Source organism: Variovorax sp. Varisp46 (genome assembly GCF_059491885.1).
The window spans coordinates 4,646,183-4,661,452 of record NZ_CP168515.1; the positions used below are offsets into that span (position 1 = coordinate 4,646,183).

Sequence of the window (15,270 nt, forward strand, 5' to 3'; positions counted from 1 at the left end):
GGAGCATCACGTGAGCACTTCCGCACGCAACACGACTCTCACATCGAACATCCCCGTTGGCGCACCGCGGCTGCCCAGCGCCCCCGCACCGCAGGTGCTGCCCGCGCGCCCCGAGCCACTGGCGCTGCACGCGACCGATTCCGCGCTGATCGTCGTCGACATGCAGAACGCCTACGCCTCCATCGGCGGGTATGTCGACTCGGCAGGCTTCGACATCTCGGGCGCGCAAGGCACCATCGCGAACATCGCGCGCACCATCGCAGCGGCACGCGCGGCCGGCATGCTCGTTGTGTTCCTGCAGAACGGCTGGGACGCGGCGTACATCGAAGCCGGCGGCCCCGGCTCGCCGAACTGGCACAAGTCGAACGCGCTCAAGACCATGCGCGCCAGGCCCGAGCTGCAGGGCAAGTTCCTCGCCAAGGGCGGCTGGGACTACGACCTCATCGAAGAGATGAAGCCACAGCCCGGCGACATCGTCGTGCCCAAGACGCGCTACAGCGGCTTCTTCAACAGCACGCTCGACAGCACGCTGCGTGCACGCGGCATCCGCCACCTGGTGTTCACCGGCATCGCGACCAACGTGTGCGTCGAATCGACGCTGCGCGATGCCTTCCACCTCGAATACTTCGCCGTGATGCTCGAGGACGCCACGCACGAACTCGGCGGCCCTGCGATCCAGAAGGCATCGGTCTACAACGTCGAGACCTTCTTCGGATGGGTCTCCACGGTAGACGACTTCTGCCGCATCTTCGCGCCTTCATCGATCACCCAACCCGCACCGGCCGAAACGGCCATCGCCTGATTCACTTCAAGGAGCCTCCTCTCATGCCCAAGCAAGCCATCATCCCGCCCGGCACCGGCGTTCCGCTCGCCCCCTACGTCCCCGGCACGCTCGCCGACGGCGTGCTCTACGTGTCGGGCACGCTGCCCTTCGACAAGGACAACAACGTGGTCCACGTCGGCGACGCGAGCGCACAGGCAAGGCATGTACTCACCATCATCCAGGGCGTGGTCGAAGCCGCGGGCGGCACCATGGACGACGTGACCTTCAACCAGATCATGCTCAAGGACTGGGCCGACTACGCGAAGATCAACGCGGTGTATGCCGAGTTCTTTCCCGGCACCAAGCCCGCGCGCTACTGCATCCAGTGCGGCCTCGTGAAGCCCGATGCGCTGATCGAGATCGCCTCGATCGCACACGTCGGCAAGAAGGCCTGACACTCATGCCGTCGCTGCACTACGAAGTGCATGGGCCGGCCGATGCGGCGGCCACCGTGCTGCTGTCGTCCGGCCTCGGTGGCTCGGCGGGCTTCTGGCAGCCGCAGCTCGGCGCACTGGTCGCCGCCGGGCACCGCGTCATCGCATACGACCAGCGCGGTACGGGCCGCAGCCCCGCTGCGCTGCCCGATGCGTATGCCATCGAACACATGGCGCAGGACGTGCTCGACATCCTCGATGCCACGAAGACTTCGCAATGCCACTTCGCGGGCCACGCGCTCGGCGGCCTGGTGGGCCTGCAGCTCGCGCTGGATGCGCCCTCGCGCATCGCGAGTCTCGTGCTCATCAATGCATGGTCCCGGCCCAATCCGCATTCGGCGCGCTGCTTCGACGCGCGGCTCGCTCTGCTCGGCGCCTGCGGCCCGCGCGCATACGTGGAAGCACAACCGATCTTCCTGTACCCGGCTGCCTGGTGCGCCGAACACGCGCAGCGCGTCGCCGACGAAGTCGACCACGCCTTCGCGCATTTCCCCGGCGAAGCCAACATGCGCGCGCGCATCGCCGCGCTGCGGGCCTTCGACATCGACGCGCGCCTCGCCGACATCGCCGCCCCTGCATTGGTCGCCGCAGCCAAGGACGACGCGCTCGTGCCCTGGACCTGCTCGCAGCGCCTGGCCGATGGCCTGCGCGACGTCACGCTCGACTTCATGCCGCACGGCGGCCATGCCCACAGCGTAACCGAGGCCGAAGCCTTCAACCGCAGCCTGCTCGACTTTCTTTCCCGGGTCAGCGCACCCGCCATTCCCGCATGACCCAAACGCTTTCCACCACTCTCGACGACGCCGCGCTGTCGCTGCTTTTCACCGGCGCGCGCAGCCACAACGGCTGGACCGGCGAACCGGTCACCGATGCACAACTGCAGCAGATCTACGCGCTCGCAAGCCTCGGCCCGACCTCTGCCAACTGCTCGCCTGCCCGCTTCGTGTTCGTGCGCACGCCTGAAGGCAAACAGCGCCTCGCGCCGGCGCTCTCCAAGGGCAACCTCGACAAGACAATGGCCGCACCCGTCACGGTCATCGCCGCATGGGACCGCAGGTTCTACGACAAGCTGCCCACGCTGTTCCCGCATGCCGACGCGCGCAGCTGGTTCACCGGCAGCCCCGAGGCCGCGCACGAGACCGCCTTCCGCAATGCCAGCCTGCAGGCGGGCTACCTGCTGCTCGCCGCGCGCGCGGTCGGCCTCGACGCCGGGCCGATGTCGGGCTTCGACAAGGCGAAGGTCGATGCCGCCTTCTTCGAGGGCACCGACTGGACCACCAACTTCCTCATCAACCTGGGCCACGGCGATGCGTCGAAGGTGTTCGGCCGCCTGCCGCGGCTGCCCTTCGACGAGGCCTGTGTGCTGGCCTGAAAGAGTCACGACATGCTGAACGCCATGGCCTCCCACCCTGCAGCATCGAACCCACCCGGCCTGCCTACGGGCCTGCCGAAGGCCGACTACCGCAATGCAATGGCGCGCCTGGGCGCCGCGGTGAACATCATCACCACCGACGGCCCCGCAGGCCGCGCCGGCTTCACGGCCTCGGCCGTGTGCAGCGTGACCGACGAACCGCCGACGCTGCTGGTGTGCCTGAACCGCTCGGCCTCGGTGTATCCGGCGTTCAAGGCCAACGGCGTGCTGTGCGTGAACGTGCTGGCCGCGGGGCACCAGTCGCTCTCCGCGCTGTTCGGCGGCAAGACGCCGATGGACGAACGCTTCGCCGCCGGCAACTGGAGCCACAAGACCACGGGCTCGCCGATGCTCGACGACGCGGCCGTGTCCTTCGACTGCCGCGTGGTGCATTCAACGAGCGCGGGCACGCATGACGTGCTGTTCTGCGAAGCGGTGGCGATTGCCATCGGTGGCGCGGCGCAGGGGCTGATCTACTTCGACAGGAGCTATCACGAGATCGCTGCGCCGCCGCAGCACTGACGCTTCTTACCCTTCTGCATTCGCAGGCAATGCCTTTGAATTGCTCCTTCCCCCTCTGGGGGAAGGCTGGGATGGGGGCAGGCAGAGCGCTCGATGGACACGCTGCTTGCCCCCATCCCAACCCTCCCCCAGAGGGGGAGGGAGCAAGGCAAGATTCAGCGGGGCGCAACGCCTTGCAGCACGATGCGCTGAACGCTCTCCACGGTCTGCTCGAAGAACACCGCATCGTCCAGCGTGTGGCCCGTCAGCGCCTGCACCTGCACGCCGAAGTCCGCGTAGTGCTGCGTCACCGCCCACAGCGCGAAAATCAGGTGATGCGGGTCGACCGGCGCCAGCTTGCCGGCCTCGATCCACGCGCGAATCACTTCCGATTTTTTCTCCACCAGCGTGCGCAGCTCACGGTCGAGTTCATCGCGCAGCAGCGGCGCGCCCTGGATCATTTCAAGGCAGAACAACCGCGACGCATCGGGCCGGTCGCGCGACACCACCAGCTTGCGGCGGATGTAGCCGCCGATGGCCTCGCCCGGGTCCTGCTCGGCGCTGAAGCCGCGCAGCGGTTCGAGCCACAGCGCCAGCAGGTCGCGCAGCACATTGACGTAAAGCTCTTCCTTGTTCGCGAAGTAATAGAGCAGGTTGCTCTTCGACACATCGGCGCGCGCCGCCACTTGGTCGATCGACGTGCCGTGCAGGCCGAAGCGCGAGAACAACCCCAGCGCCGCGCCAAGGATCGCACTGCGCTTGTCCTCGATCTGGCGCAGCCGGCGGTTCACCGCCGACGCGCTGCGCACCGCGGGCTTGGCGCGCTTGCGCACCGGGCTCTCTTTGCTGGCGCTTGCGGCCAGCGCTTTGGTCTTCGGCATCTTCCCTCGCTCTTGTTCATGAATCGGCAGACGGCGCACCACTGTAAGGCCACGGTGCATCGCCTTGCGCCGCAGTTGCCTTCGCGGCGCAAGGTTGCGCACCATGCTGACGCGACGGATGCGTTTTGTCCATTTGGTCCAACTGGCACAGACGTTGCATGGCGAAAGGCATGCCAAGCATGAGGAACCTGCCATGACCCTGCTGTCCGTCCCCATCATCGATCTCGCGCCCTACTTCGCCGGCACTGCCGAAGGCAAGGCCGAGGTCGCGAAGAAGGTCGATGCGGCCTGCCGCAGCATCGGCTTCCTGGTCATCACCAACCACGGCATTTCGCCCGAGCTGATCTCGCGCGTGTCGTCGCTCTCGCGAAGGTTCTTCGACATGCCGCTGGGCGAGAAGCGCAAGGTCGATCGCCCGCGCGAAGACGCGGTGCGCGGCTACAGCGCAGTGGGCGAGGAAGGCCTTTCGTACAGCCTCGAAGAAGCGGCGCCGGGCGACCTGAAGGAATCGTTCTCCATCGGCCCGTCGAACGTGCCGAACGACGATTACCACCGCGGTCCCGCCGCCGGACCGCACTTCGAGCCCAACAGCTGGCCGCCCATCGAAGGTTTCCGCGAAGCCTATGAAGGCTACTTCGAGGCGATGAGCGATCTTTCGCGCTCGCTGATGCGCGTCTTCGCGCTCGGCCTGTCGCTGCCCGAGACCTTCTTCGACGACAAGATCGACAGGCACATCAGCATGTTCCGCGTGCTGAGCTATCCGCCCCAGCGCGAACAGCCGCTGCCCGGCCAGCTGCGTGCGGGCGCGCACAGCGACTACGGCAGCCTCACCATCGTGCTGCCCGACGACAAGGGCCTGCAGGTTTTCAACAAAGCCGGCCAGTGGGTCGACGTGCCGCAGGTCGAAGGCGGCCTGGTGGTCAACATCGCCGACCTCATGATGCAGTGGACCAACGACCAATGGGTGTCCACGCTGCACCGCGTGATCAATCCGCCGTTCGAGGTGGCGAGCACCAATCGCCGGCAGTCGCTGGTGTTCTTCCATCAGCCCAACTACGACGCGATGGTCGAGTGCCTGCCGAGCTGCCTCGCGCCGGGCGAAGAGGCGAAGTACGCGCCCATCTCCTCGGGCGACCACCTCACATCGAAGTTCGTCAAGCAGACGACCTTCGGCGGCACCAAAGTGACGGCCTGAACGCATGGCCCACCTGTCTTACGTCAACGTCTTCGCGAAGGACGTGGTCGCACTCAGCGGCTTCTACCAGCGCGTGTTCGGCTTCGCCGAGATCGAGGCGATCCGCTCGCCGATCTTCCGCGGGCTGGACACCGGCAAGTCGAGCCTGGGCTTCAACGCGCTCGATGCCTACGAACTGCTGCACCTCGCCGAGTTCTCCGACACGCGCGGCGTCAAGTTCCTGCTGAACATCGACGTCGACAGCCAAGCCGACGTCGACCGCATGGTGCCCGTTGCGCTCGAAGCGGGTGCCACGCTCGTCAAGCCGCCGTACGTCACCTACTACAACTGGTACCAGTCGGTGCTGCTGGACCCCGAGGGCAATGTGTTCCGCATCAACTTCATGATGTGACGCGCACTGCCCGTTTTCGATTTTCTCGTCCCTCCCTTTCTTCAAAGCCCCTCACCAAAGGTAGTTCCATGCAGCAGCTGCGCACCCTCACTCCCGGCCTGGGCCTCGCGATGACCATCGCGGCCGGCGGCGCGTTCTTCACCACGCTGCCCGCCGCGGCCGCCGATGGCTTCACGCTGAAGGACAAGCCGAAGATCGCGATGCTCTACTTCGGCCCGAAGAACGACGGCGGCTGGACGCAGGCCTTCGACGAAGCCCGAGCGAAGGTCGAGAAGGAAATCGGCCAGAAGATCCAGTTCGTCGAGAACGTGCCGGAAGACGCCTCGGCCATCAAGCCCGCGGCCGAGAAGTTCATCCAGCGCGGCGCCAACATCGTGATCGGCACGGCCTTCGGCTACTCCGACAGCTTCAAGGACCTGGCAGCCAAGTACCCCGACGTGGCCTTCCTCAACGGCTCGGGCACCACCAACGGCAGCAACCTCGAATCCTTCTACGGCCGCACCTACGAGAGCCAGTATCTCTGCGGCATGGCGGCCGGCGCGGCGTCGAAGACCGGCAAGCTCGGCTTCGTCGCGGCCAATCCCTTCGGCGTGGTGAACTGGACCATCAACGCCTTCGCTCTCGGCGCGCAGAAGATGAACCCGAACGCCACGGTCAACGTGATCTACACCGGCGCCTGGAACGACCCGGTGAAGGAGCGCGCCGCCGCCGCCGCACTGATCGACCAGGGCGCCGACGTGATCGGCCAGCACGTCGACAGCCCCACGCCGCAGATCGTCGCGCAGGAACGCGGCGTGTACGGCACCGGCCACCACCGCGACCTGCGCCAGTTCGCGCCCAAGGCCACGCTGTGCTCGTCGGTGTGGGTGTGGGACCGCTTCCTGACACCCGAACTGAAGAAGGTGATGGCGGGTGGATGGAAGCCTTCGCCATACGGAGCCTTCATCGAGATGAAGGACGGCGGCACCGACATTGCGGGGTTTGGCCCCGCGGTGCCCAAGGACAAGGCCACGCTCATCACCGCCGAGCGCGACGCGATCATGAAGGGCAAGCAGGTCTACGCCGGCCCGCTCGCCGACCGCGACGGCAAGGAGCGCGTGGCCAAGGGCGCGGTGCTGTCCGATGCGGACCTGTGGAAGATGGACTGGTTCGTCAAGGGCGTGGTTACGCAGAAGTAAGCAAGCAAGGCCTCCGGAACCTCATGCCCAATGCGCTCGAACTCACCGGCATCCGCAAGTCCTTCGACGGCTTCGCGGCATTGACCGACGCTCACTTTGCCGCACGCTGGGGCGAGGTGCATGCACTGCTGGGCGAGAACGGCGCGGGCAAGTCTTCGCTGATGAACATCGCGGCCGGGCTCTATGCGCCCGAGGCCGGGCAACTGATGGTGGACGACAACGCGGTGCGCTTCGCCGGTCCGCGCGACGCAGCGAAGCACCGTATCGGCATGGTTCACCAGCATTTCAAGCTGGTGCGGCCTTTCACGGTGGCGCAGAACATCCTGCTCACGGCACCGCCGCCGGCCGAGTTTCAAAGCCATGGCGAGCGGCTTCGCGAGATCGAGCGCGACATTCGCAACAAGGCCTCGGAGCTGGGCTTCGACATCGATCCGTCGAAGCGCATCGATGCGCTTTCGATTGCCGAACAGCAGCGCGTCGAGATCCTCAAGGTGCTGCTCGCGGGCGCACGCATCCTGATCCTCGACGAGCCCACGGCCGTGCTGACCGACCAGGAGGCCTCGCGCCTGCTGCAAACGGTACGAGGGCTGGCGCGCGCCGGGGCGGCCGTGGTGCTGGTCACGCACAAGATGGCCGACGTGAAGACGTATGCCGACCGCGTGACGGTGATGCGCGGCGGGTGCACGGTGGCCACGCTGCGGCCCAACGAAGCCTCTGTTGCCGAGCTGGTGAAGCTCACGGTGGGTGAGTCGGTTGCAATGCAAGGCTTCCAGGCCTCGACCATATCGCGTGGCCCGGTGCGCTTGTCCGTGCGCGGACTGCGCACGCCGGCCTCGCCCGAAGGCCGGCGCGTGCTCGACGGCGTGGATCTCGAACTGCACGCCGGTGAAATCTACGGCCTCGCCGGTGTCGGCGGCAACGGACAGGGCGAGCTGGCGGGCGCGATCATGGGCCTGCCGGGCGAAGCCACCGAAGGCGAGATCCGGCTCGAGGGCCATGGCGACCTGAAGACCATGGCCGCATCCGCGCGCCGCGGCATCGGCATTGCCGCCATTCCGGCCGACCGCTACGGGCTCGCGCTCGCGGGTGGCCTCTCGGTGGCCGAGAACTACGCCATCGGCCGCGTGCACACCGGCCGCTACGGCCCCGTGTGGCGCCTGCGCCGCAACCGCATCCAGAGCGACACGCAGGAAGCCGTGCGCGCCTTCGACGTGCAGGGTGTGCGCTCGGTCGCGCAGAAGGCCGCGCTGCTGTCGGGCGGCAATGCGCAGAAGCTCGTGCTGGCGCGCGAGTTCGGCAAGTCGCCCACGCTGGTGCTCGCGCACAGCCCCAGCCGCGGGCTCGACGTGCGCGCCAGCGCCGAGGTGCATGCGCGGCTTCGCGCCGCGCGCGCCAGCGGCGCGGCGGTGCTGCTGATCAGCGAAGACCTCGACGAGGTGCTGCAGCTGGCCGACCGCGTGGGCGTGATGGCGCGCGGTCGCATCGCCGGCGAATTCGCGCAGCCCGCCGACCGGCAAGCCATCGGACAGGCGATGGTGGACCATGGCTGAAGCAGCGTTGGCAGCCGACATGGCACATCCTCCCAAGACCCCGCCGCTCGCCGGCCGCCGCTACGCGCTCGAAATCCGCCAGCACATGGCCTGGCGCTGGCAGGCGCTGATCCTCGCGGCCGCCCTGCTCGTGGGCTTCGCCATCTCCGCCGCGATCCTCGTGGCGGCGGGCGTACCAGCCGACGAACTCGCGAACGAGTTCGTCATGCAGACCTTCTTCGACGGCCAGAACTTCCGCGCCGTGCTGTTCCAGGCCGCGCCGATGATCCTCGTCGGCCTCGCGGGCTGCGTCGCCTTCCGCGCGCGCTTCTGGAACCTCGGGCTCGAAGGCCAGATGATCTGGGGCGCCATCGGCGCGACCACCGTCTCGATGTGGCAGATCGGCCCCGAAAACCTGCGCCTGCCGCTGATGTTCGCGGCTGCCATCGGCTGCGGCCTGCTGTGGGTGCTGGGGCCTTCGTGGCTCAAGCTGAAGCTCGGCGTGAACGAGATCATCTCGACGCTGATGCTCAACTACATGGCGGCCAACTTCCTGCTGCATCTGGTCTATGGCAGCTGGAAGGACCCGAAGGACAACTTCCCCTACTCGCCGCAGTTCCGCGCCTTCGAGCGGCTGCCCGAGCTGGGCGCCGGCGTGGGCAGCTCGATCCTGCTCGCGGGCGTGGTCGCGCTGCTGGCGTGGTGGCTGGCGAGCGTGAGCCGCGTGGGGCTGTATCTGCGCTTCGTCGATGCCAACCCGCGCGTGGCGCATGCCAACGGCGTACCGGTGCGGCGCACTATTTATGGCGCGGTGCTGCTGTCGGGCGCGATGGCCGGGCTCGCGGGCTTCGCGGTGGTCGCGGGGCAAGAGGGCCGGCTCACGCAGGCCTTCTACCAGGGCTATGGCTTCTCGGGCATCCTCATTGCCTTCCTCGCGCGCAACAACCCGCTTGCGGCCACGGTGGTGGCGCTGCTGGTGGCGGCGCTGTTCGTCACCGGCCGCAGCCTGCAGGTGTTCTACCAGGTGCCGTTCTCCATGGTGCAGCTGATCCAGGCGGTCATCGTGGTGTGCGTGGCGTCGAGCGACTTCTTCATTCGCCACCGGCTGCGCCGGGTGGGCGGGGAGGCCGCAGCATGAGCGTCAGCATCGTTCTCAACTGGCTCGCGAGCACGCCGGACTTCGCCGTGCCGTATGCGCTGGCCGCACTGGGCCTGATCATCAGCGAGCGCGCGGGCGTGCTCTCGCTCGGCGCCGAAGGGCTGATGCTGGTCGGCGCGCTGGCCGGCATCGGCGCGCAGATCGCCATCGGGCAGCCGGCGGTGTCGCTGGTGCTCGCGATGCTGGCGGCCGGCATGGTGTCGGTGCTGTTCGCGGTGATGGTGATCTGGTTGCGCGTGAACCAGGTGATTGCCGGGCTCGCGCTGGTGTTCTTCTGCCAGGGGCTCACGGCGTTGGTGGGCTCGATGGCCGACTGGACCAACCACGCGACCGAAGGCATCGGCGCGATGGGCCTGTGGCCGCTGTCGATGCTGCCGGGTGTGGGCAAGCTCTTCGAGCAGAACGCGATGGTGTGGCTCACGCTGCCGATCTTCGGCGCGGTGGCGTGGTTCTTCGCACGCACCACCACCGGCCTGCGGCTGCGCGCCGTGGGCGAGAACCCGCAGGCGGCGGACGCGGCCGGCATTCGCGTGACGGCATGGCGCTTCGCTGCCGTGCTCGCAGGCTCGGCCCTCGTGGGGCTGGCGGGCGCGTACATCTCGGTGGTCAGCACCAAGCTGTGGATCGCGGGCATGACGGGTGGGCGCGGCTGGATCGCGGTGGGCCTGGTGATTTTCGCGCGCTGGTCGCCGTGGAAGGCGCTGGCGGGCGCCGTGCTGTTCGGCTGCATCGAAGCGCTGATTCCGCAGCTGGCCGCGGCCGGCGTGCAACTGCCGCAGTACTTCGTGATGATGACGCCGTATGCGGTGACGCTCGGCGTGATGGTGTGGGTCGCTCTCTCGCGGCGCGGCGCCGATGAACAGCCCGGTGCGCTGGGTCAACCCTATGTGAGAGAAGAACGGCGATGAAGGCCTGGGTCTACAACGAGGAGCGCGAACTCGACGCGGCGCGGTTCGCCGACTACCTGAACCCCGCGACCACGGCAGTCGTTTCCATCGACATGCACCGCGGCCACCTCGACGACAGCCCCGACTGCCCCTGCCCCGCGCCCCGGGCGCGCGACGTGGTGGCGCCCATCGACAGCTTTCATGACGAGGTGCGCGCGCTGGGCGTGCGCATCGTGCACATCAAGTCGGTGCTGCGCCCCGATGGCGTGGACGACATCCGCGGCATTCCGTCAGCGTGGCGGCGCACCTTTCCGCTGCACGTGGGCGAGATTCCGAACGCCGATGCGCACGCCATCGAAGGCTCGAAGTGGACCGAATGGGTCACGCGCGTCGAGCCCGGCGACATGCGCGTGGACAGCAAGCGCCGGCTGTCGGCGTTCTACCCGACCGACCTCGACTTTCTGCTGCGCAACCAGCGCATCGAGACGGTGGTGCTCAACGGCGGCTTCACCGACTGCTGCGTGCTCAACACGGCCTTCGACGCCAACAACCACAACTACCGCGTGATCGTGCTGCGCGACCTCGTGCGCGGCACCGACCCGCATCTGGAAGGCGCGGCGCTGGCGATGGTGTCGCTGCACCTCGGGCTGGTGGTCGATTCGGCCCAGCTGCTACGCCAATGGCGCGGCTGAAGCGGCAGGACTGAGCCAGCGCTCGGCCACCGCCAGCATGTCGCCCTGCGCGGCCTGCCACACCATCTCGGGCGCGGCCACGTGCACGCCCGGCGGCGCGATGCGCAGCGCCACGTCGACCAGCTCCGCCACCTTCGACGCGCGCACCGGCTGCTCGCTGCTCGGCACCATGAAGCGCACGACGGACAGCATCCATGCGGCCAGCCGCTCGAGGGGATTGGCGAACTTCGCGTTCGCCGGCTTGCGCGCCGAGCGCAGGAGGATCACGCGCTCGAAGCCGCAGGCCACCACCGCCTGCTCGTCGAGGCTCGCGAGTCCGCGCTTGAGCGCCTCGGGCAGCCGGCCCTGGTCGTGCGGCTGCACGATGGCCAGCGTCTGCACGCCGCTGGCGCGCAGCCAGCGCGCCAGCGCGGGCAGGTCCGAGGGCTCGGGCACCCACAGCGCGCGTTCGCGGTCGTGGTACAGCCGCGGCGGGTCGAAGGCGACGATGGCCGTGTGGGCGGAGGTGAGCGGCCATTGCGCGATCGGCTCGGCCGGGCTCAGGCAGGTCTCGACGCCGCGCAACCCGTCGCGGATCGGCTCGCGCGCCAGCACGCGCGTGTGGGCATGGCGGTGGCTGCCCGCGAGCCGGCGCAGCAGTTCCGCCCCCAATGCGCCAGTCGCACCGGCGACCAGCAGGGTGCCGAAGGCGTCGGAAGCAACGGGCAATACCGCACGGTTGGCGGCCTGCAGGGCGTGGAGGGGATCGAGGGACATCGAGCCACCTATGCTACCTTCCGCATCTTCTGCGGAGGTAATGCAAATGATGATGAAGCGCTGGCTATTGATCCTTGCGGCTGTCGTGTCCCTGAGCGGCTGCGGCTACAACCAGTTCCAGTCCCTCGACGAGGCCAGCAAGTCGGCCTGGAGCGAGGTCCTCAACCAGTACCAGCGGCGCGCCGACCTCGTGCCCAACATCGTGGCCACCGTGAAGGGCGAGGCCAGCTTCGAACAGGACACGCTCACCAAGGTGATCGAGGCGCGCGCCAAGGCCACCTCGATCCAGGTCTCGCCCGAGACGCTCAACAACCCCGAGGCCTTCAACAAGTTCCAGCAGGCGCAGGGCGAGCTCTCGTCGGCGCTGTCGCGGCTGATGGTGGTGGCGGAACGCTACCCCGAGCTCAAGGCCAACCAGGCCTTCCGCGACCTGCGCGTGACGCTCGAAGGCACCGAGAACCGCATCACCGTGGCGCGCAACCGCTACATCGAGAGCGTGCAGGAGTACAACGTGCTCGCACGCAGCTTCCCGACCAACATCACGGCCAAGATCTTCAGCTACGCGCCGAAGCCGAACTTCTCGGTGCAGAACGAGGCGCAGATTTCCACGCCGCCGACGGTCGACTTCAGCACGCCGAAAAAGTAACTCCCCCAGTCTTCGTGCACTTCGTGTCACTGCGCCTCCCCCCTCGCCGGGGGCAACACCAGCGGCCCGGCAAAGCCGGTTCCGCGGTGTTTCTGGAATGGGGCGCGCGCCTCCTGGCGGCACTCATGCTGCTGACGATGGGCGGCGCATTCGCGCAAGGCCTGCTGCCGGTGCCCGCACTCACCGCACGCGTGATTGACCAGACCGGCACGCTCGATGCCGCGCAGCGCAACGGCCTCGACACCAAGCTCGCGGCCTTCGAGCAGCGCAAGGGCTCGCAGATCGTGGTGCTGATGGTGCCGACCACCGCGCCCGAGGACATCGCCAGCTATACGCAGCGCGTGGGCGACGCCTGGAAGATCGGCCGCAAGGACGTCGGCGACGGCCTGCTGGTGGTCGTGGCCAAGGACGACCGCAAGATGCGCATCGCCACCGCCAAGGCGCTCGAAGGCGCGGTGCCCGACCTTGCGGCCGTGCGCATCATCGACGAGGAGATGAAGCCGCGCTTTCGCGGCAACGACTTCGCGGGCGGGCTGAACGCGGCGGTGGACCGGCTCATCGGGCTGGTCGACGGCGAGCCGCTGCCCGAGCCCTCGCGCGACACGGGCAGCCACGGCGGCGGAGGCGGCGGTGGCTTCGACTGGGAGAACCTCGCGATCTTCCTGTTCGTCGGCGTCTTCATCGGCGCGCCGATCGCGCGCGCCATCCTCGGCAAGAAGCTGGGCACGGTGGTCGTGGGGGGCGGCGTCGGCGTGGTCGTGTTCTTCATCACCACCAGCATCGCCATCGCGGTGATCGCGGCGCTTGTCGCGCTCATCGTCTCGCTGGTCGCAGGTGCCGGGCGGATGGGCGGCGGCGGTGGGGGCGGCTGGAGTTCCGGTGGCGGCGGAGGCTGGAGCGGTGGTGGTGGTGGTGGTGGTGGTGGCGGCGGCGGCGGAGGTTTCAGCTCCGGCGGCGGCGGCAATTTCGGCGGCGGCGGTGCGTCGGGGGACTGGTGAACACGATGACGGCAACCGACGCAACCTTCTTCTCGAAGCTCGGCCGCATCTGGCGCCACCGCTGGATCGACGAGTCCGAGGTTCGCCGCGCGCTGCCCGCAGCCGCGCTGGAGCGCCTCGCAGGCCGCGTCGCCGCGAGCGAGCGGCGCCACAGCGGCGAGATCCGCATCTGCGTCGAGGCCGGCCTGCCGATGTCGTACCTGTGGCGCCATGCACCGCCGCGCGAGCGCGCCGTCACGCTGTTCGGCAAGCTGCGCGTGTGGGACACCGCGCACAACAACGGCGTGCTGATCTACCTGCTGCTGGCCGAGCACGCGATCGAGATCGTGGCGGACCGCGGCATCAACGCGCGCGTCGATGATGCCGAATGGGCCGCGATGGCGCAGCGCATGGGCGCGGCCTTCCGCGAGGGCCGCTTCGAGGACGGGCTCACGCAGGCGCTGGAAGAAATCTCGGCCCTGCTGGTGCAGCACTTTCCGCTGGGCGAGAACGAAATCGACGTGAACGAACTGCCGGACGAGCCGGTGGTGCTCTGACTTTCTCTTTCTTTCTCCCTCCCCCGCTGGGGGAAGGAGCCCAAATCATTCCTGCTCGGGCAGCGCCCACACCGCGTCGCCACCCACTGCATGAAAGCGCCGCCCCGGCGCCTGCTCCATCAGCCACCCGCCCGTGAACTCGCCGAAAGCCGGCAGCACCGCCTGCTGCGCATCGCTCACGAAACACGGCAGCCGCACGCTGTCGCGCCCCGGGCCGTGGAGCCTGCAAACGGGGTGCAGGTGCCCCGCGAGCACGAAGTGCGTGGCATGCGTCTGCGGATGGTGGCAGCAGGCGAACGGCCCGAGCAGAAAGGGCTCGTCGACCACGTCGATGCCGAGCGCATCCGGCGGATCGCCCGCACGGCCGTCGTGGTTGCCGCGCACCAGCGTCATCGCGATGCCGGCATGGCGCGTCCTCCAGGCCTCCACCGCGGCGAGCACCGTGCGCGCCTGCGCCGCATGCAGGAAGTCGCCGAGGAATACGATGCGGTGCGGGGCCAGCCGGGCCATCAACGCATCGAGCCGCGCAAGGTTTTCCTGCGTCGTGCCGCCCGGCACCGGCTGGCCGAGCGCGCGGTAGGCCGCGGCCTTGCCCAGGTGCAGGTCGGCCACGAACAGCACGCGCGCATCGGGCCACCACAGCGCCCGCTCGGGCAAGAGCTGCAGCAGCTCGCCCGCCCAGCGGAGCGGAAACGGCGACGGGAAAGAATCGGAATGGCTCACGGGCTGGAAGTGTCGCAAAAGACGCAGGTTCGCGCGGCCGCCTTGCAATCGGCCCTGGCCGTCCCCAGTTCCTGCACATGACCGAATCGCCCCCGCTGCACATCGTCTGTCCGCACTGCCACACGACCAACCGCGTGCGCGCGGCGCAGCTGGACAGCGCGCCCGACTGCGGCAGCTGCCACCGCCCGCTGTTCGCCGGCCATTCCACCGCGCTGCCGGACGAAGCCACCTTCGACCGCCACATCGCGCGCAACGAGATCCCGGTGCTGGTCGACTTCTGGGCGCCCTGGTGCGGCCCCTGCCGCCAGATGGCGCCGGGCTACGAACAGGCCGCGGCCCAGCTGGAACCACGGGTGCGGCTCGCCAAGGTCGACACCGAGGCCGTGCCTGCCCTGGGTGCGCGCTTCAATATCCGAAGCATCCCGACGCTGGCGCTGTTCCGCGGCGGCCGCGAGGTGGCGCGGCAGGCCGGCGCAATGGGCGCGGCGGACATCGTGCGGTGGGTGAAGGCGCACGGCGCGGGCTGACCG

General features: G+C 68.3%; 19 protein-coding genes. 16 read left to right on the top strand and 3 right to left on the bottom strand.

What is annotated here, in order from left to right; all coding sequences use genetic code 11:
- Positions 1 to 10 precede the first annotated feature (10 nt).
- Genes rutB through rutF form a run of 5 tightly spaced genes read left to right on the top strand, consistent with a single transcriptional unit; the run spans position 11 to position 3,190 of the window.
- Complete coding sequence (rutB, locus tag ACEN9N_RS21925; RefSeq protein WP_495654518.1) at positions 11 to 802, top strand: pyrimidine utilization protein B; 792 nt, start codon at positions 11 to 13, stop codon at positions 800 to 802.
- A gap of 23 nt (positions 803 to 825) precedes the next feature.
- Entirely contained in the window at positions 826 to 1,218 is a 393-nt protein-coding gene (gene rutC, locus ACEN9N_RS21930; RefSeq protein ID WP_007837393.1) for a pyrimidine utilization protein C, read from the top strand.
- Between the two features lie 5 nt (positions 1,219 to 1,223).
- Positions 1,224 to 2,030: a pyrimidine utilization protein D gene (gene rutD / locus ACEN9N_RS21935; protein ID WP_495654519.1), complete on the top strand. Its 807-nt coding sequence runs from the start codon at positions 1,224 to 1,226 to the stop codon at positions 2,028 to 2,030.
- The gene (locus ACEN9N_RS21940; protein WP_007837396.1) at positions 2,027 to 2,629 is read left to right on the top strand and encodes a malonic semialdehyde reductase; all 603 of its coding nucleotides are present in this window, start codon (positions 2,027 to 2,029) and stop codon (positions 2,627 to 2,629) included. The genes rutD and ACEN9N_RS21940 overlap by 4 nt, the downstream gene beginning before the upstream one ends.
- Before the next feature lie 12 nt (positions 2,630 to 2,641).
- Complete coding sequence (gene rutF / locus ACEN9N_RS21945) at positions 2,642 to 3,190, top strand: NADH-dependent FMN reductase RutF (protein ID WP_413313302.1); 549 nt, start codon at positions 2,642 to 2,644, stop codon at positions 3,188 to 3,190.
- A 155-nt stretch (positions 3,191 to 3,345) separates the two neighbouring features.
- On the opposite strand, the gene rutR is transcribed toward rutF, so the two are convergent.
- Entirely contained in the window at positions 3,346 to 4,050 is a 705-nt protein-coding gene (gene rutR, locus ACEN9N_RS21950) for an HTH-type transcriptional regulator RutR (RefSeq protein WP_495654520.1), read from the bottom strand.
- A 193-nt stretch (positions 4,051 to 4,243) separates the two neighbouring features.
- Between rutR and ACEN9N_RS21955 the strand changes: the two genes are divergently transcribed.
- From ACEN9N_RS21955 to ACEN9N_RS21985, 7 genes are all read left to right on the top strand, one after another.
- Positions 4,244 to 5,245 carry an isopenicillin N synthase family dioxygenase gene (locus ACEN9N_RS21955; RefSeq protein WP_007838509.1) on the top strand — a complete coding sequence of 334 codons (1,002 nt, stop codon included), beginning with the start codon at positions 4,244 to 4,246 and terminating at the stop codon, positions 5,243 to 5,245.
- A 4-nt stretch (positions 5,246 to 5,249) separates the two neighbouring features.
- Positions 5,250 to 5,636: a VOC family protein gene (locus ACEN9N_RS21960; RefSeq protein ID WP_413331651.1), complete on the top strand. Its 387-nt coding sequence runs from the start codon at positions 5,250 to 5,252 to the stop codon at positions 5,634 to 5,636.
- Positions 5,637 to 5,704: 68 nt separating this feature from the next.
- Entirely contained in the window at positions 5,705 to 6,814 is a 1,110-nt protein-coding gene (locus ACEN9N_RS21965) for a BMP family ABC transporter substrate-binding protein (protein WP_413313306.1), read from the top strand.
- 23 nt (positions 6,815 to 6,837) lie between these two features.
- Positions 6,838 to 8,364, top strand: a complete 1,527-nt coding sequence (locus tag ACEN9N_RS21970; RefSeq protein ID WP_495654521.1) for an ABC transporter ATP-binding protein — start codon at positions 6,838 to 6,840, stop codon at positions 8,362 to 8,364.
- Complete coding sequence (locus tag ACEN9N_RS21975) at positions 8,357 to 9,481, top strand: ABC transporter permease (RefSeq protein WP_495654522.1); 1,125 nt, start codon at positions 8,357 to 8,359, stop codon at positions 9,479 to 9,481. Before ACEN9N_RS21970 ends, ACEN9N_RS21975 begins: the two co-directional genes overlap by 8 nt.
- Positions 9,478 to 10,410, top strand: a complete 933-nt coding sequence (locus ACEN9N_RS21980; RefSeq protein WP_495654523.1) for an ABC transporter permease — start codon at positions 9,478 to 9,480, stop codon at positions 10,408 to 10,410. The genes ACEN9N_RS21975 and ACEN9N_RS21980 overlap by 4 nt, the downstream gene beginning before the upstream one ends.
- Positions 10,407 to 11,081 carry a cysteine hydrolase family protein gene (locus tag ACEN9N_RS21985; RefSeq protein ID WP_478179197.1) on the top strand — a complete coding sequence of 225 codons (675 nt, stop codon included), beginning with the start codon at positions 10,407 to 10,409 and terminating at the stop codon, positions 11,079 to 11,081. The genes ACEN9N_RS21980 and ACEN9N_RS21985 overlap by 4 nt, the downstream gene beginning before the upstream one ends.
- Here the strand turns inward: ACEN9N_RS21985 and ACEN9N_RS21990 are convergent.
- On the bottom strand, positions 11,061 to 11,837 hold the full coding sequence (locus ACEN9N_RS21990; protein WP_007838490.1) for a hypothetical protein: 777 nt from the start codon (positions 11,835 to 11,837) through the stop codon (positions 11,061 to 11,063). The two genes, ACEN9N_RS21985 and ACEN9N_RS21990, sit on opposite strands and share 21 nt — an antisense overlap.
- A 46-nt stretch (positions 11,838 to 11,883) precedes the next feature.
- On the opposite strand from ACEN9N_RS21990, the gene ACEN9N_RS21995 reads away from it, so the two are divergent.
- The 3 genes from ACEN9N_RS21995 to ACEN9N_RS22005 all read left to right on the top strand — a co-directional run bounded on the left by ACEN9N_RS21995 (position 11,884) and on the right by ACEN9N_RS22005 (position 14,017).
- Positions 11,884 to 12,483, top strand: coding sequence for a LemA family protein (locus ACEN9N_RS21995; protein ID WP_007838488.1), 600 nt, complete (start codon positions 11,884 to 11,886; stop codon positions 12,481 to 12,483).
- An 86-nt stretch (positions 12,484 to 12,569) separates the two neighbouring features.
- Positions 12,570 to 13,481: a TPM domain-containing protein gene (locus tag ACEN9N_RS22000; protein WP_157632150.1), complete on the top strand. Its 912-nt coding sequence runs from the start codon at positions 12,570 to 12,572 to the stop codon at positions 13,479 to 13,481.
- Between the two features lie 5 nt (positions 13,482 to 13,486).
- Positions 13,487 to 14,017: a TPM domain-containing protein gene (locus tag ACEN9N_RS22005; protein ID WP_007830225.1), complete on the top strand. Its 531-nt coding sequence runs from the start codon at positions 13,487 to 13,489 to the stop codon at positions 14,015 to 14,017.
- 45 nt (positions 14,018 to 14,062) lie between these two features.
- Here ACEN9N_RS22005 and pdeM read toward each other — a convergent pair whose 3' ends face one another.
- Entirely contained in the window at positions 14,063 to 14,740 is a 678-nt protein-coding gene (gene pdeM / locus ACEN9N_RS22010) for a ligase-associated DNA damage response endonuclease PdeM (protein ID WP_495654524.1), read from the bottom strand.
- A 77-nt stretch (positions 14,741 to 14,817) separates the two neighbouring features.
- Between pdeM and trxC the strand changes: the two genes are divergently transcribed.
- The gene (trxC, locus tag ACEN9N_RS22015) at positions 14,818 to 15,267 is read left to right on the top strand and encodes a thioredoxin TrxC (RefSeq protein WP_007830221.1); all 450 of its coding nucleotides are present in this window, start codon (positions 14,818 to 14,820) and stop codon (positions 15,265 to 15,267) included.
- Positions 15,268 to 15,270 lie beyond the last annotated feature (3 nt).